This window comes from Microvirga ossetica, assembly GCF_002741015.1.
Classification (GTDB): domain Bacteria; phylum Pseudomonadota; class Alphaproteobacteria; order Rhizobiales; family Beijerinckiaceae; genus Microvirga; species Microvirga ossetica.
In genome coordinates, this window is sequence record NZ_CP016619.1 from 115341 (window position 1) to 138361 (window position 23021).

At 60.9% G+C, this 23021-nt stretch carries 19 protein-coding genes and 2 pseudogenes; 7 read left to right on the forward strand and 14 right to left on the reverse strand.

Annotation, left to right across the window (positions count from 1 at the left end; all coding sequences use genetic code 11):
• Window positions 1-100: 100 nt before the first annotated feature.
• On the reverse strand, window positions 101-505 hold the full coding sequence (locus BB934_RS38430) for a nuclear transport factor 2 family protein (protein ID WP_099515626.1): 405 nt from the start codon (window positions 503-505) through the stop codon (window positions 101-103).
• A 134-nt stretch (window positions 506-639) separates the two neighbouring features.
• Here BB934_RS38430 and BB934_RS38435 point away from each other — a divergent pair, with 134 nt between their 5' ends.
• Together BB934_RS38435 and BB934_RS38440 are read left to right on the forward strand one after the other, a co-directional pair.
• Window positions 640-1098 carry a GNAT family N-acetyltransferase gene (locus BB934_RS38435; protein ID WP_157934589.1) on the forward strand — a complete coding sequence of 153 codons (459 nt, stop codon included), beginning with the start codon at window positions 640-642 and terminating at the stop codon, window positions 1096-1098.
• 157 nt (window positions 1099-1255) lie between these two features.
• Window positions 1256-3529: pseudogene (locus tag BB934_RS38440) on the forward strand (Tn3 family transposase); the annotation flags it as partial.
• A gap of 252 nt (window positions 3530-3781) precedes the next feature.
• Here BB934_RS38440 and BB934_RS38445 read toward each other — a convergent pair.
• Both BB934_RS38445 and BB934_RS38450 read right to left on the reverse strand, forming a co-directional pair.
• Window positions 3782-5836 (reverse strand): tyrosine-type recombinase/integrase, encoded by a 2055-nt coding sequence (locus BB934_RS38445; RefSeq protein ID WP_237050718.1) that lies wholly within the window; start codon window positions 5834-5836, stop codon window positions 3782-3784.
• Window positions 5833-6954, reverse strand: coding sequence for a tyrosine-type recombinase/integrase (locus BB934_RS38450; RefSeq protein ID WP_099514967.1), 1122 nt, complete (start codon window positions 6952-6954; stop codon window positions 5833-5835). The genes BB934_RS38445 and BB934_RS38450 overlap by 4 nt, the downstream gene beginning before the upstream one ends.
• Before the next feature lie 81 nt (window positions 6955-7035).
• On the opposite strand from BB934_RS38450, the pseudogene BB934_RS38455 reads away from it, so the two are divergent.
• Window positions 7036-7740: pseudogene (locus BB934_RS38455) on the forward strand (Tn3 family transposase); the annotation flags it as partial.
• Between the two features lie 283 nt (window positions 7741-8023).
• Here BB934_RS38455 and BB934_RS38460 read toward each other — a convergent pair.
• From BB934_RS38460 to BB934_RS38500, 9 genes are all read right to left on the reverse strand, one after another.
• A complete protein-coding gene (locus BB934_RS38460; protein WP_099514968.1) occupies window positions 8024-8989 on the reverse strand; it encodes an NAD(P)-dependent oxidoreductase in 966 nt (321 codons plus the stop codon).
• Between the two features lie 62 nt (window positions 8990-9051).
• Window positions 9052-9888, reverse strand: coding sequence for an ABC transporter permease (locus tag BB934_RS38465; protein WP_099514969.1), 837 nt, complete (start codon window positions 9886-9888; stop codon window positions 9052-9054).
• Between the two features lies 1 nt (window position 9889).
• The gene (locus BB934_RS38470) at window positions 9890-10810 is read right to left on the reverse strand and encodes an ABC transporter permease (RefSeq protein WP_099514970.1); all 921 of its coding nucleotides are present in this window, start codon (window positions 10808-10810) and stop codon (window positions 9890-9892) included.
• Entirely contained in the window at window positions 10807-11826 is a 1020-nt protein-coding gene (locus BB934_RS38475; protein ID WP_162299264.1) for an ABC transporter ATP-binding protein, read from the reverse strand. The genes BB934_RS38470 and BB934_RS38475 overlap by 4 nt, the downstream gene beginning before the upstream one ends.
• Window positions 11819-12841 carry an ABC transporter ATP-binding protein gene (locus BB934_RS38480; RefSeq protein ID WP_099514972.1) on the reverse strand — a complete coding sequence of 341 codons (1023 nt, stop codon included), beginning with the start codon at window positions 12839-12841 and terminating at the stop codon, window positions 11819-11821. The genes BB934_RS38475 and BB934_RS38480 overlap by 8 nt, the downstream gene beginning before the upstream one ends.
• Window positions 12838-14319, reverse strand: a complete 1482-nt coding sequence (locus BB934_RS38485; RefSeq protein ID WP_099514973.1) for an ABC transporter substrate-binding protein — start codon at window positions 14317-14319, stop codon at window positions 12838-12840. The genes BB934_RS38480 and BB934_RS38485 overlap by 4 nt, the downstream gene beginning before the upstream one ends.
• A gap of 53 nt (window positions 14320-14372) precedes the next feature.
• Complete coding sequence (locus tag BB934_RS38490) at window positions 14373-15089, reverse strand: RraA family protein (RefSeq protein WP_099514974.1); 717 nt, start codon at window positions 15087-15089, stop codon at window positions 14373-14375.
• A gap of 14 nt (window positions 15090-15103) precedes the next feature.
• Window positions 15104-16828, reverse strand: coding sequence for an L-arabinonate dehydratase (araD, locus tag BB934_RS38495; RefSeq protein WP_099514975.1), 1725 nt, complete (start codon window positions 16826-16828; stop codon window positions 15104-15106).
• A gap of 105 nt (window positions 16829-16933) precedes the next feature.
• Window positions 16934-17674, reverse strand: a complete 741-nt coding sequence (locus tag BB934_RS38500) for a FadR/GntR family transcriptional regulator (protein WP_099514976.1) — start codon at window positions 17672-17674, stop codon at window positions 16934-16936.
• A gap of 217 nt (window positions 17675-17891) precedes the next feature.
• Here BB934_RS38500 and BB934_RS38505 point away from each other — a divergent pair, with 217 nt between their 5' ends.
• A complete protein-coding gene (locus BB934_RS38505; RefSeq protein WP_099514977.1) occupies window positions 17892-19064 on the forward strand; it encodes a mandelate racemase/muconate lactonizing enzyme family protein in 1173 nt (390 codons plus the stop codon).
• 74 nt (window positions 19065-19138) lie between these two features.
• On the opposite strand, the gene BB934_RS38510 is transcribed toward BB934_RS38505, so the two are convergent.
• Window positions 19139-19621, reverse strand: a complete 483-nt coding sequence (locus BB934_RS38510; protein WP_099514978.1) for an Lrp/AsnC family transcriptional regulator — start codon at window positions 19619-19621, stop codon at window positions 19139-19141.
• Between the two features lie 90 nt (window positions 19622-19711).
• Between BB934_RS38510 and BB934_RS38515 the strand changes: the two genes are divergently transcribed.
• Complete coding sequence (locus BB934_RS38515) at window positions 19712-20614, forward strand: EamA family transporter (RefSeq protein ID WP_099514979.1); 903 nt, start codon at window positions 19712-19714, stop codon at window positions 20612-20614.
• A 170-nt stretch (window positions 20615-20784) separates the two neighbouring features.
• Here BB934_RS38515 and BB934_RS38520 read toward each other — a convergent pair whose 3' ends face one another.
• Window positions 20785-21471, reverse strand: a complete 687-nt coding sequence (locus BB934_RS38520) for a TetR/AcrR family transcriptional regulator (protein WP_162299265.1) — start codon at window positions 21469-21471, stop codon at window positions 20785-20787.
• Between the two features lie 209 nt (window positions 21472-21680).
• Between BB934_RS38520 and BB934_RS38525 the strand changes: the two genes are divergently transcribed.
• Both BB934_RS38525 and BB934_RS38530 read left to right on the forward strand, forming a co-directional pair.
• Window positions 21681-22136, forward strand: a complete 456-nt coding sequence (locus BB934_RS38525) for an ABA4-like family protein (RefSeq protein WP_099514981.1) — start codon at window positions 21681-21683, stop codon at window positions 22134-22136.
• A complete protein-coding gene (locus BB934_RS38530; protein ID WP_099514982.1) occupies window positions 22133-22972 on the forward strand; it encodes a hypothetical protein in 840 nt (279 codons plus the stop codon). Before BB934_RS38525 ends, BB934_RS38530 begins: the two co-directional genes overlap by 4 nt.
• Window positions 22973-23021: the final 49 nt, after the last annotated feature.

Sequence of the window (23021 nt, forward strand, 5' to 3'; positions counted from 1 at the left end):
TCTACTTCGCAGATGTGTCAGAAGCCGTCGCTTCGGTGAGCCCGCAAGCACTATCACCTGGTCGTTGTAGCCGGCGCAGAGTCACGCATAGGGCGGTCGTTCACCGGTCTGCGATTGGCTCTGATCCATGAAAATGGCGCCAGCGCCACGTGTTTCTTCGACGTTCCAGCACGCCAGTCATTCGGTAGGGCACGCGCTGCTCGGTACCTTCGCCGCTGAGGACCGCTTCGCCTTGGGCGAAGAGCCACGCGATGTCCCCAACAAAGGATACGTCGCGGCTTCGCCACTCCCACCTGATCTGAACCGGCAGTCCAAAGAACCTGTGAACGAGCGCATCAACCTCAGTCAGTCCGGTCGCCACCTCACTGGCTTCAGAGCCGACCAGACGGATGTCTGCCTCTTCCGCGAACTCGGAGAGAAGCGCTGGATCCCGTGCGGCCACCAAGCTCTCAAATCGCTCCAATGCCTGGAGCACCTGGTCTCGTACTTCGGCTGGGTCGCCCATTTTTGCCCTCCTTCGAAGCAATTCCTGCGCGGGGCCGTGGCGAGTATAGTGGCTGGAGGCGCGGTCATGAAGAACACCCGCATTCCCATTGCGTCCACGCTCAAGGCGAGGAGACTGGGCCGGAGGGTAGCCGGATGTTGAAGCCCTTCACAACCGAACGCTTGGCGATCCGCCAGTTACAGATCCGGGATGCTCCCGAGTTGGCCAGGATCAGCGACCTTCCGGCCGTGAGCCAGTGGATGGCTTTCATGGAAGGTGACTTCCCGCTGGAGAAGGCACAGGCCCTCATCGCCAGCCAGAATGACACGAGGGAATACTTCTTCGCGGTCCGGTTACCCGACGGCACGCTGATTGGGGCCATGGGCGTGATCGATCATCCGGACGGTACCATCGAGGTGGGCTACTGGTTCGGGGTCGACTACCAGGGAAAGGGTTATGCGTCCGAGGCGCTCCGGGCGACACTGGACCAAATCGCAGCCGATCCGCTGCTGGCGTCTCGGGGTGGGAACAAGAACTGCTCCCAAACACACGCTAAGCTAGAACGAACCAGGAACTCCCCTCTGTCCGGGCTAATCGCCCCACTCCCCTTCTGACGAACCAAGATTAGGCAGTTCCTCCGGACCGTCCCGGTAACGCTATCCAGAACGTTACGTGTGGAAAGATCGGGCGGCTGCTGTACCGAGCAGCAACATCCCGCACCCTTGCTCCGAACCGCCAAAGCGGTGGGGCAACAAGTGCGGGAGATGAGTGATGATACGGCGGAAGCTTCTGAGCCCAGAGGAGCGTCAGGCGCTGCTCGGTATTCCAGATGACGAAGCAAGCCTGATCCAGCACTACACCCTATCGCCGCAGGATCGGCTCCAGGCTGAGGTTCGGAGGCGGTCCCACAATCAACTCGGCTACGCAGTCCAGCTCTGCCTCATGCGCTATCCTGGCCGGATCCTCGGGGTCGACGAGAGTCCACCTGCCGCTATGGTGGCCTACGTGGCTGAGCAACTGGAGGTCGACTCCGGCGCCTTTGCCCTCTACTCGCGCCGCTATCACACCCGCTTCGATCACAGCCGCCGCCTGACGCAATATCTGGGCGTCCGGACTGCGACACGCGAGGATCGGCGTGCGGCTCTGGTAGCTGCGATCAAGGCAGCCACGGCAACAGATCAGGGACTGCCGATCGCAACTGCCGTCGTCAATGCGTTCCGCGAACGCGGCGCCCTGCTGTTGCCCGACGGCGCACTCGAGACGATCGGCATCGCCGGACGCGCCATTGCTCGCCAGCGGGCCGAAGCTGCCTTGCTGGAGGGCTTATCCCCGGATCAGCTCGACAGCCTTGATGCCCTTCTCACAGTTGATCCAGCAATCCAGCAGACCCGGTTCAGTTGGCTGCGCACGGCACCGGATGCACCCGGCGCCGACAATCTGATCGGCCTCATGGATCGTCTGGCTTTCGCCCGCTCCATAGCCGTGGATCCGCAGCGGCGCGAGCGAATCCACCCTGAGCGCTGGACCCAGATCGTCCGTGAGGGTGACGCGGCGCCGGCGTGGCTTGTAGCCGACTTCAACGCCAATCGGCGGCGGGCGACAATCGTCGCGCAACTGATCACGTTCGGGGAGCGGTTAACCGACGAGGCGGTCACGATGTTCAACAAGCTGATCGGTCGGCTCTTCGCGCGAGCCAACACGCGCCGCAAGCAGAAATACGCCGACACTCGTCAAGAGACCACCAAGGCGCTACGCCTGTTCCGCGACACCTTGCGAGCCCTCGTTGTCGCCAACGATACAGGCCGGAATGCCATCGATGTTCTCGACGATGAGATCGGATGGCATCGCCTGTTGCAGGCCAAACCCGAAGTCGAAGCCATGGTGCGGGATGCTGATCCCGATCCGCTTCTGCTGGCTGCGGAGCGCTATGGCCCCGTGCGCAAGTACGCAGCGCGCTTCCTCGAGATGTTTACCTTCCGCTCGTCTCGCCGGCATGACTCGCTGCTGGCGGCTATCGGGACACTCAAAACCTTGAATGCTGCCGGACGCCGGACCCTGCCGGAGCGAGCGCCAGTCGGCCACCTCACATCTCAAGCCCGCAAGCTGATCTTTGCCGACGCCAAGCCGGATCGCCGTCTGTACGAGATCGCGACGCTGGCTGCCCTTCGGGATCGGTTGCGCTCCGGCGACATCTGGATTGAAGGCAGCCGCGCCTTCCGGCCCATGGACGAACAGCTCATGTCGAAGCCGGCCTTCGCAGCTTTGAAAGCAGCCGATGAACTCGGTCTCGGCGTTCAGGGTGATGCTGTGGCATATCTCAGCGAGGCGCGTCAGACCCTCGACTTTAACCTCAAGCGGCTCGCCTATCGTGCGCGCAACGGCAAGCTCGAAGGTGTTCGGATCGAGGCTGGGCAGCTCGTCGTCACTCCCCTTCCCGGCGATGTACCGGCAGCAGCCGAGGAGTTGAAATGGGAACTGGCCGACATGTACCCGCTGGTCGAGGTGCCCGATCTCCTGACGGAGGTGCATGCCTGGACCGGGTTTGCCGATCGCTTCACCCACATCCGCACCCAGGAACCGCCTGAGAACATTCGAGCTATGTTGGCCGGTGTTCTAGCCGACGCCACCAACCTCGGTGCCAAACGGATGGCTGTGGCTTCGAAAGGCATCAGTGCGCGGGAAATTGCCTGGAAGCGGATCCTCCATACGCGACCTGAGACCTACAAGCTGGCGCAGGCCTGCATCACCGACAGGCATGCGCAGCACCCACATGCCCTGCTCTGGGGCGATGGCTCTACAGCCTCGTCGGATGGACAATTCTTCCAGGCCAGCGATCGCGCAGGCCCGCGGAGCGATGTCAACCTGCACTACGGCAGCGAACCAGGCTCGAAGTTCTACAGCCATCTCTCCGACCAGTACGGCTACTTCAGCATCCTGCCGATCAGCGCCACCGAGAGTGAGGCTCCGTACGTGCTCGATGGCCTGTTCCACCACGAGACGGCACTCGACATCCAGGAGCACTTCACCGACACCGGCGGCGCCAGCGTTATGTGGACAAGTCAAGCGCGTCCTGCGGGTGCATTTCTCGGCATCTGATGGATCAATCCCTTTGTTCGATCGAACGGACCATCCCTTCGTCCCGACCTGCCTTCCCCGATGCGCCGAGGCCGGGCGGCGGTCAAGGATGGCCGCAGGCCACCGCGGAGCGGCGCAGCAGCGTCCTTGAGGGCCGCCCGGCCGTCGGTGCCACGCTGGCTGCAGGCCGGTGACGCTTCGCATCGTGGAGCATGGCGGCGGTCATCCGCCGAGTGGGTCCTCCCCTATGTCTGCCAGCAGCCGCTCGATGCGTGCAGCGACAGCGCAGTGCCGCTCCACCTCGCGCGGCCAGTCGCGCGACCGGGCATCATCGGCGAGCCTCAACTCGACGCTGTGTCGCTCGCGAAGCCGGGAGGCGTATGCGGGCGTCGTCACGAACCGCGGGCATGCCAGGTACAGGTCGCACTCGCATGGCCCCTCCTCGGGCAGGCGCAGGCAGTGTCCGAGTTCGAGTTCGGTCTTCAGAAAGTTGGCCTTCAGCCAGTCGATCGCGTCTGCCGACAGAGTACCGGAGCGCACCGCCTCGGCGCCGGGACCGGCGATCAGGGCTCCCGGACCAAGCACCGTCTGGTAATCACGCAGCACCTCAGGGTCGGAGATTCGGGCGTAGACCATCGACATCCCCGGACTCTGGTGCCCGAGCACGCTCATGATCGTGTCGAGCTTGGCGCCGCGTTCTGCGAGCTGGGTACCGAGCGTGTGTCGGAAGCGATGCGCGCTGATCGTGCCGCGGCCCGACGCGTCCACGAGACCGGCGTTGCGGCAGGCCTGCTGAAGCGCCGTCTCGAAGAGATAGTACGCCGATATCAGCCTGCCCCGCACGACGAAGAGGTGGCGGACCCGGCCGCCGGTCAGTTCGTCGGTGAACCAGCGGTCCGGGGCATCGGCCCGCAACGCCATGACGCCCCGCAGCGCCTCGGCCGCCTCGTCGTGGAGCGGGACCGTGCGCTCCTTGTAGGTTTTGCCCGCCGGCAGACGCAGCCGATATGTGCCGTCGGGGTAGCGGTCCAGGCAGTCGAAGGAGAGGCGGCGGACCTCGCCACGCCGTGCGCCCGACCAGCGCAGCGTCAAGAGCGCTGCGCGCCGATACGGGCACGGCAGCGCCCGGATCGCCTCCATGATACGGTCGAGTTCCGCTTGCGGGATGAAGCGGGGCACCCGGTCGACGACGCGGGGCTTGTCCCGGTAGTCGATGAGCAACTGCCCCGGCCCTTCCCAGCCGAGCACAACGAGATCGCGGAAGAACAGCGCGACATCCGACTTCCTGCCGCGTCGCGTGTGCGTGGCGAGCCGGCGGCCCGTCGTCGGCTGGATGTTCTCGGCCATCGCTGCCAGGAAGCCGAGGACGTGATCACGGGTCACCTGCGCGAAGCTGCGCACCTCGGGTGCTGCGGTCGCGAGATACTCGAGGAGCCGCCGCAGCGAGATCTCTCGGTGGTAGACAGTGTTGGGCCGCAGCATCGGCCTTGAGAAATCCAGCCAACGGTCGACGAGCGCGCGCATCTCGGGCTGAACCGGCGGGCGGAAGGCCCAAGGCGGCATCGTCTTCGCCGGCTGCCGCTCCGACTGGCCGCGGTGGTAGAGGATGACGGCAAGCTGGCCGCCATGCGTGATCCAGCTCTTGGCCCGTCCGCGTCGGTAGGCATCGGCCGAGTCGAAGAACAGGTCGATGCTACTATGCTCCGCGAAGTCGCGGATGGCCGCGAGCAGCCGGTCGATGTGCTCGGCGCGCAGCCGATCGGGATCGCGGACGCCCTCATGCATGGCGATCCGGACGACCGACCACGAGATCGCCTGCCTGATCGCAGCGCGATTGTAGCCCAGCGCCACCCCCTCTTCGACGAGCCGCGGAATGCCGAGATCCATGTCCAATTGGGAGGCCACGACGAGCGGCCGAGTGTTGCCGACAGCGAGCAGCCACGGATAGTCGAGGCGAAGCCGGTCGGTGAGGGCTAGGAAATAGAGATAGGGGCGGGCCTGGTAGGACAGACGGAAGCTGGCCGCCCCCCGGCGCTCGCCACTGAGACGGCCGACCCGCTCGGGCAACGGCCGGGCGAGCCAGGCATGGAGGTCGGGCCAGCAACTTCGGAAGCGCCGATACATCTGCAGCTGCGCGTGCTTGTACTCGGCGCAGATCGGCTGGCGAGCGACGTGGTCGGCGAACTCGGTCTCGTCGCAGTGGTCGGCGAGGACGGGCGCCGGCGGCGGGTTGCCGACGGCGAGCGCCGCCGCCGAGATCGTGCCTGCGGCCCTCACGAGGCCGGCCCGTCCATGCCGAGGGCGCGCCGGTACTCGGCGATCACCATCGGATCCGAGACACGCGTGTACACACGGGTGGACTCGGGTGACGCATGACCGAGCCGGCGCATGAGCGCAAGCTCGCGCATGCCTCCCTCCCACATGCGCGTAGCATGGGTATGCCGGAGAGCATGGGGCGTCACGCGGGGCCCGCGCACACCAGCACGCTCACAGGCGCGCGCGAACAGCTTGGCGAGCGCGACATAGGACAGCGGCTCGCCGCGGCGCCGGCCATGGCCGCCGACGAGGAAGAGGAAGGCGGAGCCAGTGTCACGCGGGCGCTCGAGCGTCACGTAGTCGGCGACCGCGGCGAGCGTTGCCGGTTCGTGCAGGTCGACGACGCGCTCGCGGCGTCCCTTGGCGCGCACCCCGCGCGGATGGTCCTCGCGATGGCGCACGACGACGCGCCTGCGGCCGTAAGCGACATCCTCGAGCTTGAGGCCGAGCGCCTCGCCGGGCCGCAGGCCGCCGTCGAGCATGAGGCGGACGAGCGCGAGATCGCGTCGACAGCACAGCGCAGAAAGGATGGCCGTGACCTCCTCGCCGGACAATGGCCGTGGCACTTGGCGCACCGTCCTTACGGCGAGCGTGCGCCGGATCGGCGCGGTGCGCGCGATGCCCTCGAGGAAGGGGCGGTGCCGATCGACTGAGCGCAGCACGGCGCGCGCCTCGACCTTGGCGATCGGATTAGGACCCGCGTGATGGCCCGCGAGCATGGCCCAGTCATAGAACGCAGAGATGGCGGCGAGCGCGCGGTTGACACTCGCCGGCGACAGCCGTCGTTCGACGTCGATACCAGGGCCTCCGGCCCGCTTGGCGCGGGAGGGTACGGTGCGCAGGTGGATGAGGAGCGCGATCGCACGGACTGGCGTCAGTGTTGTCCAGTCAAGTTCCGCGGTGGTGAGGAAGGTCCAGAGGTGACGCAGATCGTATGCGTAGGCGGCGATGGTGTGCGGCGAGCAGCCGCGCGAGGCCAGATAGCTGAGATAGTCCGTAACGGGCGCGACGGAATTGTCGACAGAATCAACGAGTTCGACCGGGACTGATGACCTGAGGCATCGCCGGACCGTGAACATCGCAGGCCTCCAGACCTGGGTCGGACGCAGCGGGAGAATAGCACTTCCTGCTGTCTCTGTCCGCCGAGTGTCCACATAACCACCGATCACGTGTTTGGTCTCTTTGCTCTGACGGGCCGGCGCTTTGCTCCACGCCTTCGTAATCTCAAGGACCGGAAGCTCCATACCTTCGAGAAGCCGGAGACCTACCCTGCACTCCAGGAACATATCGGCGTGCCGATCAACACCAGTCTGATCATGGAGTACTGGAATGACCTGCTGCATCTGGCGGCCTCCATCCAAACGCGGACGGTTGCTCCCTCGACAATCCTCAAGCGATTGGCGGCCTCCCGCAATCCCAGCCAGCTGGCCCGTGCCTTACGTGAACTCGGTCGTCTCGAACGCACCCTGTTCATGATCGAGTGGTACTCCGACCCTGCACTCCGGCGGCGCTGCCAAGCGGGTCTGAACAAGGGTGAGGCCGCCCACAAGCTGAAACGGGCCGTATTCTTCCATGAGCGTGGTGAGATCCGGGACCGTTCATTCGAAAGCCAGGCGTTCCGAGCATCCGGGCTGAACCTGGTCGTGAGCGCCATTGTTCACTGGAATACGGTCTATCTCGGACGCGCCGTGGATCATCTCCGCCGCCAGGGACGGATCATTCGGCCTGAGGTGCTCAAACATGTGTCCCCTCTGAGCTGGGAGCACATCAATCTCACCGGCACCTACGCATGGGGCGAGGAGCCCTCGCTGGTCGACGGCTTTCGCCCCTTGCGCCCGCCGCAGCCCTTGGCACGAGCCGCATGATCCGGTTGGGCAAAGATGGAGGTTCTTTGTTCGTTCTAGCTTAGCGTGTGTTTGGAAGCAGTTCTTGTTCCGACCCCCAAACGTTGGGACGCCACTAGAAACAGGATCCCACAACCGAAGCAGATCTAAATCGATTCCGAGTGCGCGATCTAAGCAATCCATAGCAGGATCGCAGTTCTTGCGGTTGAAGGTTGATGTCTATCAACGAGGGAGCGCGCTTAAGGAATTGGGCGCAACTTCAACTAGCTTTGCAGTTCCGGCTTACCGGCATCCCAGCCGCCACTCATCCAGTTTGCGTAGACGCGATAGCACCCTCATGGGCCAGAGCGATACTCTCGAAGCAGGCCCTAACTAGGGCCTCGAAACCTTCGACGGTGGCTCCAGCCATATGAGGTGTCGCAAGGATCCGCGGTTCTGACCGTATCGCGTCTCTCGGAAGTGGTTCCACTTCAAAGTTGTCGAAACTCGCCGCAAAGAGCCGTTTTGCTCGCACAGCTGCTCGCACGGCACCTTCGTCCACCACACCAGCTCTAGAAACCGAGATCACCGTAGCTGACGGCTTCATCAAAGCTATTTCAGCCTCAGTTATTGCGCCGCGCGTGGCCTCCGTTAATGGAAGTTGAACGCAAATGACATCAGACGCGCGCAACAACTCCTCCTTGGTCACAGATCTAACCTTAGGACTTTCGTGATCTACGTCAGCACAATCATGGTAGATTATTCTGACTGAAAAACCTGCCAGAAGGCGAGCGACATCCTGCCCAATCGCGCCAAAGCCAAGCAACCCCACCGTTTTCCCTTCAAGCCTTTGGGCTGGCGCGCGCAGGTCTCCACCGAGCCAGCGGCCATCCGCCCATGCCGCCGTTACTTCAGGAAGGTGTCGAAATAACGCTAGTATGGCACAGATTATGAACTCCGAGACGCTCCTTGCGTTGAACCCCGGCAGCTCAGCAACGGTGATGCCGCGTCTCTTGGCATACACAAGATCGATATTATCAAAGCCCGTCCCCCACCGTTGGATAAGACCCAGTCTCGGAGCAGCAGTAATCAGACTGGATGAGACCGCTTGTGTTCCAACCACAAGAACGTCGACAAGCCTGAGCGTTTCGGTGTTCTTACTCAAATCCTCATCAAGGAAGTGGCAGATCATCGTCGGCGGACAAGTTTGCTCGACAACAGCGCGATCGTGCGGCTGCCACTTGACCATGAAGCCGATATGCAGAGGATCTCCATTACCGGTTCGTTGCATAATTTACTTCCTCATCAGCTCGAGCTGGGATTGTCCGGCATTAAACTGAGATACAAGCCCTATCACAGCATCGTCCAACCATCCCTCGCGAAGTGCCACCTCAGCAACTCCCCCGTTAACCCGATGGCTATGACTACCAGTGATATCGCAATGCCAGGAATGGTAGAAATCCACCAAGCGTTATCTAGAAAGTTGCGGCCGTTGGCGATGATCCGCCCCCAGCTTGGCACGCTCGGGGGCGTTCCCAGCCCCACATAGCTGAGTGACGCCTCTGCGAGAATGATCAAGCTTAGGTCTGCGGTTAACAGAACCAGAAGAGGAGCGGCTAAATTTGGGAGCACACAGGTCGTGATGATCCGCCACGTGGGCAGCCCGGAAACCAGCGCAGACTCAACGTAACTCTGCGAGCACACTTTCAGTGTGATAGCGCGCGCAAGTCGAGCGATAGCTGCCCATCGGGTGACAGCAAGAACGACGATCACCGTCAGGATACTAGGAGGGATGAAGGCCGCCAGGAAGACAGCTATCAAGATTGATGGAAACGAGAGTTGCACATCAATGACGCGCATGATCGCTTCACTTATCGATCCACCAGCCCACCCAGCAGCAATTCCCACGAAGGCTCCGATCACCGCTGCAACAAATGCCGCCGAGATAGCAATCCCAAGCGACACCTGCGCACCGACAAGGATCTGAGCCAAGATGTCACGGCCCAGTTGGTCGGTGCCAAAGAAAGCGTAGGTGCCATCATTCGTTTGAGTGAGCGGTGGGAAAAAGCGCTGGCGCGTGTTAACCGACACTGGATCAAAGTCAACCATCGATGGACCGACGATCGCAAGGACCACAAAAGCGAGCAGGATACCGGGGCCGAGTAGGTTCTTCCACGAGAGAGGACGCATGTCAGCTTCTCCGAAAGCGCGGGTCGATCAGCCGATAAGCGAAGTCGACGAGCATATTGGTGATGATGACTGAAAATGTCATGAGGATCAGACAGCCCTGTACCACAGGGTAGTCGCGAATTCCGATCGACCTGATCAACAGTTGTCCCACGCCAGGCCAATTAAACACTGTTTCTACGATCACTGCGCCACCGAGAAGATGGCCGAGTTGGATGCCGCCAACCGTCACTACCGGAATCAACGCGTTGCGGAAGACGTGTCGGCGCAGGATGGATCCCTGCGGCAGCCCACGAGCACGAGCCATCGTGATGTAGGGTGCCCGTAGAACATTGATCGTTTCAGTCGACATGAGCCGCAGGTTCACGGCAATGAGCGGCAACGCAAGCGTTACGGTCGGCATGATGAGCGCCCAAGCGCTTTCTGCACCACCACTGGGAAGCCACCGGAGCAGGCGCGAGAAAACAAGGATCATCACGATGCCTGTCCAGAACTCCGGCAATGATAGCGCAACCAGTGCGGCCGCGTTCGTCGCGTGATCTGCTGATCGCCCTTTGCGAAGCGCCGAGTAAATGCCGAGCGGCAACGCTAAGGCGATCACGAGAAGCATCGTGGATGTGGCTAAAAGCAATGTCGTGGGTAGATGGGACAGCACAAGTTCTCTAACAGGAGTGCCTTGTGCAATTGATTGCCCAAAGTCGAGCGTGGCAGCCTTGCCGAGGTAGAATACAAGCTGCTGCCAAATCGGGAGGTCTAGCCCATAGGCCTGACGCGCTTCAGCAATCTCTGCGTCACTGGCCATGTCACCAAGAAGGACCGCAATCGGATCGCCCGGCGCGATCCGGAGCATCACAAAGGTAGCAGTAACGGCAGCTATGGCCGTGAGAAGGGCAATCCCAAACCGTCTCAGAACATACATGATCATGATCTGCCCTCTACCTCTACGACGTGCTTCAAGCGGGGCTGATTTTCAGAATCCGCCTCCAGAATCGGATAGTGGCATCGTGAAGACCAGTCGCCTTTGACCTCCGATAGTGGCGGCAGCGTCGAGCATGCGACGCCCGCCCGAGGGCATCGATTCGCATAAGGGCAGCCTTGTACGGCAGCCGAGATGTCTCCCTTGAACCGCAGATCCCTGCTTCGTGTAAGCAAACTTCCGCGCTTTGTCAGAAGTGGAGCCGCGTCGACCAATGCACGTGTATAAGGGTTAGAGGGCGCCTCAATGAGTTGAACTGCGGGTCCCTCCTCGACAACTAAACCAGCATACATCACTGCAATTCGGTCGGCCACCTGCCGCACGACTGCAAGATTATGGGAGATGAACAGCATCGTAAGTCCGTCTCGCTTGAGCGACGCCAGCAGATCGAGGATTTGCGCCTGTACTGAGACGTCCAACGCTGAGGTTGGCTCATCACAGATTAACAGCCGAGGCTCCGCACTGAGGGCGCGAGCAATTGAAATCCGCTGTCTCTGTCCGCCTGAAAAACTGTTTGGTCGTCTCTCAAGTGCCGAAACATCTAATCCAATCCGCTGAATGAGATGCTCAGCCTTCATCCGACGCTCCGCGCTGGACAGGTTAGGGTGCGCAATGCGCATCACATCGTCTAGAATCCGCGCAACGGTCTGGAATGGGTTGAGCGTTGACGCATGATCCTGGAAGACCATCTGCACGCCTGCCCGTGCAGCCGATCCCCGGGCGGCGGATAGTTCATTACCATCGACTCTAATTGTGCCCACCGTCGGTTGGTTCAGTCCGACGATTGTACGTGCTACTGTGGATTTCCCGCTTCCCGACTCACCAACAATCCCGAGGGTCTCACCACGCGCTACCTGCAGCGAAACACCGCGTACGGCTTTCACGAGTCGCCGCGACTGTCCGGTTGCATCAGGGACCCGAAAGGTGATTTCCAAGCCATCGATAGCCAGAAGTTGATCAGCCAAGGTGACCTCCTGAGGTGACAGGAAAGTGGCATGCAGCAATCGATTGGGCGCGTTGCAGCAGATGCGGCCTATCCGTCGTGCAAACTGCTTGAGCTCGGACGCAGCGAGGGCTGAAGGCACATCCCTGATCTTGCCCAGGTTTGGGCGGATTGCCAGGAATAGCCGCAATTGCTGCTCCGGAACGTGATAAGTCGGGAACCGACGCCAGAAGTCCGGCTGTATAGGGATGCGCCGGCGTCGTGCAGATTGTTTCGACCGGGCCCTTCTCCACAATTCGCCCTGCGTACATCACAATGACGTGGTCAGCAACCTGGTACACGACCCCAAGATCATGAGTAATCAGCAGCACGCTCATGCCATACGTCGTGCGCAGGTCGTCAATAAGGGCAAGGATTTCCGCTTGAACTGTCACATCCAACGCAGTGGTCGGTTCATCAGCGATCAAAACCTCAGGCGATAGTGCGACTGCCCCAGCTATTATGACTCGCTGCTTCATTCCCCCTGAGAACGCATGCGGGTAGTCATCATAGCGTGCGGCCGCATTTGGGATTCGAACGAGATCCAGCAATCGATTGACTTCGACCCGCGCGGCGGAGTGGTTCATGCCCCTATGAATCATGAACAGTTCTGCGAGTTGATCACCAATCTTCATCGTCGGATCCAGCGCCGAGCCTGGATCTTGGACGATATAACCAACTTTGCGCCCGCGTATGGGCGATAGTGCTTCGGCATCGTATGTGGTTGCCCGGTACCTTGCTATTGCTAAATCCTGAGTACAGACGTCATAGACTGCCGCGTCGAGCACGCCCAGTAGCGCCGCTGCTGTCAGGCTCTTTCCGCTCCCAGACTCACCGATGAGTGCGGTAACCTCGCCAGCCCGGCAGGCAAACGAGATATCTTTCACCAAAGGCACCGACCCACCGTCTTCTTTTCGAGCCGTGATAGTGAGGCCTGCCACGTCAATGGCAGGCTCCTTCGCTAATGGTTTGGTTTCCATCATATCGTTGAGGGTCATCGCGCCTCAGTTCCCCGGAATCGCGGTGTATAGGTTGCGGAGAAATCGACGTTCGAGATGTTCTTACGATACGCGTAGACCGCCTTGAGCTCGGCTGGAAAAATGCCAGGTGCATCGTTCCAAAGAACGTCAATGGCTGCACTGTAGATCTGCTTACGCTTTTCCTGATCCGTCTCTCGCTGCGCGGCAATCAAGTGCTTCGTTGCCTCGGGACTTTCGTAGCCACTTCGCTTAGTCGTATACAAACGGCCCAATGTGTAATCGGCATCCTCCGTAAACGATGGATTCGACGCCATCGTCATATCCCAGTTGAGGTCGCGCAAGTTCTTGGTCCAAACTGGATTTTCGAGTGGTGCGGGCGTAACCTTCACACCGATCTTGCTCCAGTATGATATGAACGCGAGAGCTAGCTGCTCAAGTTCGGGCCCCTGGGAGGGGGAATACTGCAACTCAGTAGTGAAGCCGTTCGGAAGGCCCGCTTCGGTCAAGAGCTTCTTGGCTTTCTCAACACTGTACTCGTATTGCGGCCTATGTGAGAAGCCGAACACAGCTGACGAGATTGGCGCCCCAGCGACCTCGCCAGTTTCAGGCAGGACGTCAGTCACTACGCGCTTGACATCAACAGCATGCCAGAGTGCTTGGCGTACTCGCACATCGTCGAAAGGTTTGCGTTGCGGGTTGAACCAGCTGTAGTAATAGAGCGCAGAAGGGGCGACACTGACAGTAATTTCGGGGTTCTTCTTCAGAGCGGTAACTTGATCGTCCGGCAGGAACCACATCAAGTCGATTTCATTGTTCAAAAGAGCCGTAACCCGGCCAGTCAGCTCCGGTATGTTCTGGATGACAAGGCCCGTGAGGGTCGGAGGCTTATCCCAATAGCTTGTGTTCGCTTCAAGCTCGAGGATTTGCCCCGGACGGAACGTCTTGATTTTGAATGCACCTGTACCGGGAAGGCGAATGGCTGCCCCGTATTTGTCTCCAGCCTCCTTTGCGCTACTGGCTGGCACAATGTGCAGCAATGACACGTTCCGGAGAAATGGCCCCACTGGCTCTTTCAACCTCACGATAAGAGTATGTGCATCAGGAGTCTCCACTTTATCCAATGCTGCCCAAAGTGGAGCAAATCCTCCCTTCTGCTTAACAAGCCGCTCAATCGATGCTGCAGCATCGGCAGAAGTGAACGCTTGGCCGTCGTGGAACTTGACACCTTTACGCAGAGTGAAGATCCACGTCAGAGGATCGGGTTGCTGCCATGCCGTGGCGAGACGGCCCACCGGAGCGCCATTGTTGAATTCGACGAGTGGATCATAGATTTGGCGGTTTGCCAGAAGCGTGTCACGTAGAGTTCCATTTGGACCGTGAGGGTCAAGGTCGATCACTGGTGATGGAGGCGCTACTCGTAGAACTTTCGCCTCGAGGGACGATTGGCACAGTGGGATGGCTGCCATCAGTGCGGCTGCGAAAACAACTGGTTTCATCTGCTTCCTCCTTTTTGTAAGCTTGCTTGTTGTTCTAAGTTTTTGCAGGGCGGTCAGCCCTTGCTCCTCTGGCTGGCTTCATACTCGGCCAAGCCATCTCCTGTGAGCGGATATGTCCCATAAACACTTGCACCGCTCCGAATTCGACGGATGATAAATTCTTCCTTATCTTCGTAAGCTGAGGCTTCGCTTGCTACCTCTGCGGCAATTTCCGCAGGGACGACAATGACGCCGTCCGGATCGCCTACGATATAGTCCCCGGGGTACACCGCAGCTTCCCCGCAGGTGATCGGCACCTGCAATTCGACAAAGCGGTGTGCAACGAGACTGTTGGGCGGGCAAACCGCCTTAGCATAGACGGGGAACCCGGTTTCAACGATGTCGTAAGCGTCGCGTACACCTCCATCCGAGACAACACCGGCACAACCCCGAACTCGCATGCGTTCGAAAAGAATAAGACCGCCGCTTGCTCCCTGTGCGTTTCCTCGACAATCAATCACCAGCACTTCTCCAGGACCACATTCTTCGGCGCCACGCCGTTGTAAGTTCAATTCTGGTGGCATTGAGCGATCTTGCGCGACCTTGTCCTCTCGCGACGAGACAGATCGCATCGTGAAGGCGCGTCCTACAAGTCTCGGCCGCGATCCCGGCAGCGGAGCGACGCCATGCATAAAGACTCTCGTAATCCCACGATGCGAGAGGATCGTTGCTAGTGTTGCGGTTGAGAGCCGACGGAGGCTGTTGATGATTGCTGCATCCGGAACCGACATCGCTTCGTACTCCCTTAGTAGATTTTAGGTTCCGGCGTCGCGGTGCCGGCATGAAGGAAATCAAAGTCGCAGCCCTGATCCGCCGACGTGACGTGCTCGGCAAACAGTCGTCCGTAGCCGCGGCTGAAGAATGGAGCTGGCGGCGTCCAAGCGTCACGGCGCCGGGCGAGTTCATCAGCATCCACACAAAGCTCAATTCGCCTCGCTGGTATGTCCAGCTCAATCAAGTCGCCATCCTGTACGAGAGCGAGTGGCCCTCCGCGGGCGGCCTCCGGTGACACATGAAGGATGCAGGTGCCGAAGCTCGTCCCGCTCATGCGAGCATCGGAAATTCGCACCATGTCGCGAACACCTTTCGCAAGCAACTTTTTGGGGATCGGAAGGGCACCCCACTCAGGCAACCCAGGCGCTCCGACTGCTCCGCCGTTTTTCATCACCAGCACGGATGTTTCATCCACCTCCAACGCCTCGTCATCGATGCGCCGGGCGAGATCATCACGATCCTCAAAGACTACGGCCCTGCCTTGATGCCTGGATAAGTTCGGGGAGGCGGCTGAGTGTTTAATGACCGCCCCGTCTGGTGCCAGCGAGCCAGTGAGGATTGCGATCCCTCCCTCAGAGGCGACAGGCCTGTCGAGGGGCCGAATCACGTCGTCGTCAAAAACCTCAGCACCCATGAGCGTCTCGCCAAGGCTCAATCCGCTTACCGTTAGGCATGATAGGTCAAGGCGGTCGGTCATTCGGCTCATGATGCCGCGCAGTCCCCCGGCATAGTAGAAGTCCTCCATGAGATGCGCCCCCGAGGGTCGCAAGTTCGCCAGGACAGGTGTCACGCGTGAGACCTCATCGAAGTCTCGCAATGTGAGGGGAACGCCGAACCGTCCCGCCATTGCGATCAGGTGGATCACTGCATTTGTTGACCCGCCGAGCGCCATGACGACCGCAACGGCATTGAGGAAAGATGCTCGGGTTGCGATGCTTTGCGGCCGCACATCCTCCCAAACAAGCTCAACAATACGGCGTCCGCAGTCAGAGGCCATACGAGCGTGAGCTGAGTCGACCGCCGGTATGGATGCAGCCCCGGGGAGCGTCAGCCCAAGCGCTTCGGCGGCGCTTGTCATCGTCGATGCTGTGCCCATTGTCATGCAATGACCTGGTGAGCGTGCCAGTGACGCTTCCATATCGTGCCACTGGTGCTCGCTGATTGTCCCGGCGCGACGTTCGTCCCAGAACTTCCAGTTGTCGCTGCCGCTTCCCAGCGGCCGGCCACGGTAGCGTCCAGTCAGCATCGGTCCAGCTGGCACGAAGATGGCGGGCAACCCGGCCGATGCCGCACCCATTATGAGGCCCGGTGTAGTCTTGTCGCAGCCACCCATCAGAACGACACCGTCTACGGGATGGCTCCAAATGAGCTCCTCGGCCTCCATTGCGAGGAAGTTTCGGTAGAGCATCGTTGTGGGCTTCACCATGGTTTCGCTGAGTGACATGGCAGGGAGTTCCATCGGAAGTCCGCCAGCCTGCAGCACCCCGCGTTTGACCTCCTCGACCCTCTGCTTGAAGTGCGAGTGGCATTGCGCAAAATCGCTCCAGGTGTTGAGGATCGCGATGACAGGCTTCTTCTCAAAATCGCGGCGCGAGTAGCCCATTTGCAGTGCGCGCGTTCGGACGTTGAATGAACGAATGCCTGGGGCGTCGAACCAGCGCTGACTTCTGAGATCTGATACTTCGATCCGCTTCATGTGACCTTCGTTTCCGCGCAAGCTGGAGATATTCCTCCAACTTATTGACAACCTCCATATATGTCAACTGATTTTAACAAATTTGTCAATCAGGTTGTCTCTGGCCTATTCGCCGTTTGTCAGTGGTATACGCCCCATGAAGCTGTCATGAGCCCTCTGGATGTGCCCTCTCATGGCTTCCCGCGCTTCGGCGGCTTGGCGTCGCTCGATTAAGTGGAAGATCTCAATGTGCTCTGAATTCACTTGACCATGGTCGTGAATGATCCCGTCTCTCCCCCGCCGTCGCGATAGGTACGCCCTGAAGCCTGCCGACCCGACGATGAGGTCGAGCGATTGCTGCAAGAATAGATTGTCGGCCGCATCGACAACCGCACGATGAAAGTCGAAGGTTTGATGCGCCTGTTCAGCAAGAGCGGGTAGCGCGGGGCCGCGAGTCGTGTAGACGCAATCGGCCATCCGCTCGAGTGTACGTGGGTTGTGCCGCAGCGCTGCAGCATATGCCGCCTCGCCCTCGATCAGGATTCGAAACTCGAAGCAGCGCTGCAGATCCCGCACGCTGCCGCTGAGCAAACTCCCTGATCCTTGCTCAGGCGCGGTTTGCTCGGAGCCGAAGATGACCACCGTGCCGGAGCCTTGAACGGAACGCACCAATCCTTGCTGCTTGAGGAGAGCTAAGGCGTTCCGAATGACCGGCCGCGAGACAGCGAATGTTTCGGCGAGCTCATTTTCAGTCGGAAGTCTGCTATGCGCTTCATAGCGGCCTTCCTTGATATCCGTGAGAAGAGCTCTGTAGACCATTTCGGTCCTTCGCCCACCCAAAGTGATCTGCGGCGCATCTGTAGGCATACAAAAATCCCCTATGCGAGGCGCTGAACCTCAGCGCTACAATATTGTTCTAGTGTATCCCACGAGGGGGCTGCCAGTCACAAGACGCTCTGGGCTTGACAGACCCAATTACTTACAACATATTCTGTTTGTCATTATTTGTAAATCTGAAACTTACAAATTGAGCCTTGCCTGGCGGCGTGGAGCTAGGCTGCATGGAACATGAAGGAAGCCCCGCGTGAGCGAACTCGCCCTCTCAAATTCGTCTGAGCATGACAGTGGCTTAGACCGTCCCCTCACAATAAAGAGTGTTCGAGCGCACCCGCTGAGCGTTCGCCTCGCTGTGCCGCAAAAGTCTGCCAAGGGAGCACATCAAGTCTCGGAGATCCTCGTCGTCGAGGTAGAGACGGCTGATGGGATCATTGGGCTTGGTGAAGGATTTTGCCGGATTAGTTCGCGTCTTCATGCGGCCTTCGTTGATCAGTTGCTTGCGCCAAGGATCATCGGGCGCGACGCACGAGATAGACGAGCGCTTTGGAAAGCAATGCGGGCCACAATTTCTGGCCAACCTGGCGGGCAGATCGTTGAGGCAATTGCCGCAATCGATGTCGCCCTGTGGGACATCGCAGGTCACGCCGCAGGTCAGCCTGTGCACCGACTTTTAGGCGGAATGGGGCGAACGGAACTACGAGCTTATGCCTCATCCGTGATGTGGGCTGACGACAAGTCGGTCGAAGAAGAGGTCAAGCTCGTGCTCGATGCGGGTTATAAGGAGATCAAGATCAAAATTGGCAATCCCGTCGAGGACGCGATCGCAAGAGCTCATTTCGTCAGGCGCCTGGTCGGCGATTCCATCAAACTCTATGCAGATGGGAACTGGGCGTTTGATGTGGACGACGCACTACGGGTAGCGCACGGCCTAGCTGATGCGGGCTATGAGTTTTTCGAAGAGCCGATCGTTGCACATGATCGTGAAGGTTACAAACTTCTGTCACGACGCTCCCCGGTTCGTCTCGCCGCCGGTGAGGCCGATTACGTTGCAGGAGAGGCCCTCGTCAAGTTGGCCGATAGATCGGTCGGACTGATCCAGCCTGACATTGCGCGGTCTGGCGGCATCACGGAAACGTGGCGTATCGCGGAGCTTGCGGCGGCTCATCATACAGCCTTTGCACCTCACATGGGTTTGTCAGGGGCAATCTGCGCTGCCGCAAGCCTTCATATTTCTGCGGCTGCAGAGACGTTCCGTACCTACGAGTGCATGTATTATGAGAATCCGCTGCGCACCGAACTATGTGATCCTGTGGTCGGCGAGCGTCAACAGCTTGTAGACGGCAAGCTTCCCGTGCCCACGGGACCTGGTCTTGGCGTGTCCCTCAATCGCAAGGTGCTTGAACGCTACCGAGCCACCTAAAGATCAGCGTCGGAAGCGGGAGCCTGTTTCCTTCGGATTGGGCTCCCTATACTAGGCCTTGCTGACAAGGCTGTTTAGCCGCGTGTGCCTTCGCCCTTGATAGGAGGCATCCGCCGCTTCACGGGTGAGGATTGGATGATGGAGGTAGTCGTCATCGCGTGCGGGTTGATCTCGTCGATGAGCGCCTCCAGCTCCGCCACATCACGCACGTAAGCCTTGGCGATGAAGCAGTCCTCGCCCGTCACGCGGTCGCACTCAATAATGGGATCGAGGCCGCGCAGCACGTCCGCCACCTTGGCAAGAAGGCCCGGCATAGGACGAATGCGGATGTGGACGGCAAGCACCAAGCCCAAGGCCGCTGGGTCCACCACCGCCTGATAGCCCCTGATGACGCCTGCCTCTTCGAGGCGTCGCACGCGCTCGGTGATGCTCGGCGCCGACATCCCGACCTCGCGCGCCAGCTCCGACATGGCAGTGCGCGCATCCCTGGCAAGCGCGCGCACGATGATCGCGTCGGTCGCGTCCAGAGGACCAGTTTGAAATCGAAGGCGCTTCACGGTTGTGATCCTTTAGAACGAAGGTGCATACCGCCCGTCGCCTGTTGTAGCTCATTCCATTCTGCGGTTTCCGCCTCCATCATACAAGGCATGAAAGCCAAGAACCTTAGCTTCACCAGCGCCGCAGAGGTAGTGCCGCCCCACGCCTGGTTCGGCGTCAGCGCCGTGTTCCATTATCTCGGTCCTTCCTTCGCCGTGCTGCTGTTTCCGGCCGTCGGCGTCCTCGGGGTCGCATGGATGCGGATCGCGACCGCTGCGCTCATGTTCGCTGCCTGGACGAAGCCCTGGCGCATCTTCGCGCACGCCAGTGCCCGCGAGCGCATCCTCCTGCTGGCGCTCGGTCTCTGCCTCGCCGTCATGAACACGTCGTTCTATCTCGCCCTCGACCGGCTGCCGATGAGCCTGGTGGCGGCCATCGAGTTCGTCGGCACCATCGGCGTCGCCGCTTACGGCCTTCGCACCCGCCGCAACCTCCTTGCCCTTCTGCTCGCCATCGCCGGTGTGTTCGTGCTCATCGACCTTCGCTGGTCGAGCGACCCGCTGGGCTTGTTCTGGGCCTTCCTGAACGGTGCCATGTTCGTGGGCTACCTCCTGCTCGGCCACAGGATCGCGGAGGGCGGAGCCTCCGGCGGGGTGGACCGGCTCGGCGCGGCGATGACGGCGGCGCTCTTGTTCATTATGCCGATCGGGTTCATGCAAGCCATGCGGGCGATCGCCGACCCGATGCTGCTCCTGGCCGGCATCGGTGTTGGGGTGTGCTCGTCGGTCATCCCCTATGTGTGCGACCAGCTCGCCATGTCGCGGCTGCCCCGTGCCAGCTTCGCCCTGCTGCTCGCGCTGTTGCCCGCCACCGCAACCGTGATCGCCGCGCTGGTGCTGGCGCAGATCCCGAGCACACGCGACATTCTCGGCGTGCTGCTGGTGATGGTCGGCGTGGCCCTCCACCGGCCATCACCGCCCCCATTGAAGGAGATAGCCGAAACAACCCTCTGAGTGTCCAACGATGAGAGGTCGCCACCATGTGCGAATGCTTGAGCACTCAAGACTGATTCCTGTTGGAGCTCCCCTCTGACGCTTGACGCTCATCAATGATCATTGAATGCACAGCGAGACAAATTCACAATTACGGACCAGTCAGTGTGAATCGCGCATCGAAGCAGTCTCTACCTTCCCCTTTCGAATTGCCCACGAGTTCCCGATTGGGTTGAAACACGAATGCGCCTGATGACGCTCTCGAGCAGGTCCGTGATTGCTCGCTCGCCTGCGCCGGTGTGGTCGAGCTGACCGGCGAGAAGCAGGTGCGAGAAGCCATGCACCAGCGACCAGGTATGGACGAGATCTGCCAGGAGGTCTCCCTCGAGCGGTTCGTCAGCAGCGCCGGCCACGAGCCGGATTGCCGTTTCCAACTCCCCGAAGGCTGCCTCGCCCGCAGCCCGCAGAACTGGATCCTCGTGGTTCAGCCGATGCCAGTCGAAGGTGAGCCGGAAGCGTTCCGGGTAGTCCCGTGCGAAAGCCACATAGCCCCGCCCGATCGCCCGCAGCCGCTCGGTCGGATTCTCGATCCCCACCCGGGCCTCCCGCATGGCCGCCGTCAACGTCTCGAAGCCGAGCGCCGCTAGTGCCGTGAGGAGCCCCGTCACGTCACCGAAGTGATGCGCCGGCGCTGCGTGCGAGACACCGGCCCTGCGAGCGCATTCCCGCAAGGTGAAGCCCTCAACCCCGCGCTCGGCCAGCACCATCTCGGCCGACGCGAGCAGGGCTCGCCGCAAGTCGCCATGATGATAGGCCGAAGGTTTCGATCCCGCCGATATCCTGTCTCGTCCCACCTTCATCCGTGCGCCCTTCTTCATCCCAATCCCCTGCTGGCCACCCGCCTGCATCGGCGTGCAGCGACGACGGCTTCCAGGGCTGCTCGGACTCGGACACCCGGAACTCTCGCCGGCAGCCTTGCGCCACCCCCAGACGTCTCGCCGCGACAAGGATCCTACAGGTGCGATCTTGACACCGTCAAATTCTGTGCAATCCTTCATCTTGACACTGACAAGAAAGGAACCGCCTCATGCCGGATCTCTGGCTCGATCGTGTGTTCTCGTTGGCCGGTCTCATGGCGATGGCAGGTTGGCTCGCCCTGGTTCTCGCGCCCTTGCGGCCACGTCTCGCGCAGGCCGTTGCAACCTTCGTCATTCCGGCTGTGATCGGCCTCGCCTATGCGGGGCTCATCGCCCGCTACTGGGGCGAGGCGCCGGGCGGGTTCGGCTCGCTGGACGAGGTGGATGCTCTCTTCGGCCATCGTGGCGTGCTGCTGGCGGGCTGGCTTCATTACCTCGCTTTCGATCTCTTCGTCGGCGCCTGGGAGGTACGGGAGGCCCGTCGGGTCGGCTTGCCCCATTGGCTGATCCTGCCTCCCTTGGCGCTCACCTTCCTGTTCGGCCCGATCGGCCTGCTTGTCTTCCTGGCGCTCCGCGCAGCCCGCCTGCGCTACGCCCCCCTCCGCACCCAAGGAGCCACCGCATGACCATGCTCGTCTCTGCGCCGGCTGCCGACCATTTGCCGCGGCTTTCCGGCGCATCGGCCCATTTCGAGCCGCGTCTCCTGCGCGCCGGCCTTGCGATTCTCGCACTCATGGTGCCGACCGCCTTCGCTCTGGTCCTCGACCCGCGCACCCTCAACGACGTCCCCATCTGGATCAAGCCGCTCAAATTCCAGGCCTCCATCGGGCTCTACCTCCTGACGCTCTCCTGGTTCCTGGCAGCCCTGCCCGAAGGGGTCCGCCGCGGGCGCGCCGTGGCGGTGCTAGTGACCATGACGGTCGCCGCATCGGCCTTCGAGATCGCCTACATCACCCTCCAAGTCGCGCGCGGGCTCGCCTCCCACTACAACGTGGGCGATCCTATCCACAGCATGATGTACACGCTCATGGGCATCGGGGCCGTCACGCTGACAGCCGTGAGCCCCGCCGTCGCGGTTCTTTTTTGGCGCCACCGCCCGGCCCGCTGGAGCACGGCCTTCTGGTTGTCCGTGATGCTTGGCTTGGTCCTGACGTTCGTGCTCGGCGCTGGTGCCGGCGCTATGCTCTCAGCTGGCGATGGCCACTGGATCAGCGGAGTGCGCTCTGATGCGGGCGGCGTGCCGGTCTTTGGCTGGTCGCGCACGGGAGGCGATCTGCGGGCCGCCCACTTCCTCGGCATGCACGCGATGCATGTGCTGCCCGTCATTGGACTGATTGCCGGGCGTCTGCTCAGGCCACGGCCAGCAATCAGTGTAGTTGTTGGAGCAGCCTCGGCTTACTGTGTCGGCACAGGCGTGGTTCTCTGGCTGGCTCTGCGCGGAATCCCCATCTTCCCGAACTAGAGGGCTCACTCCACCACACCATATCCGGCTCCACTGCAGCGGTGTGCTC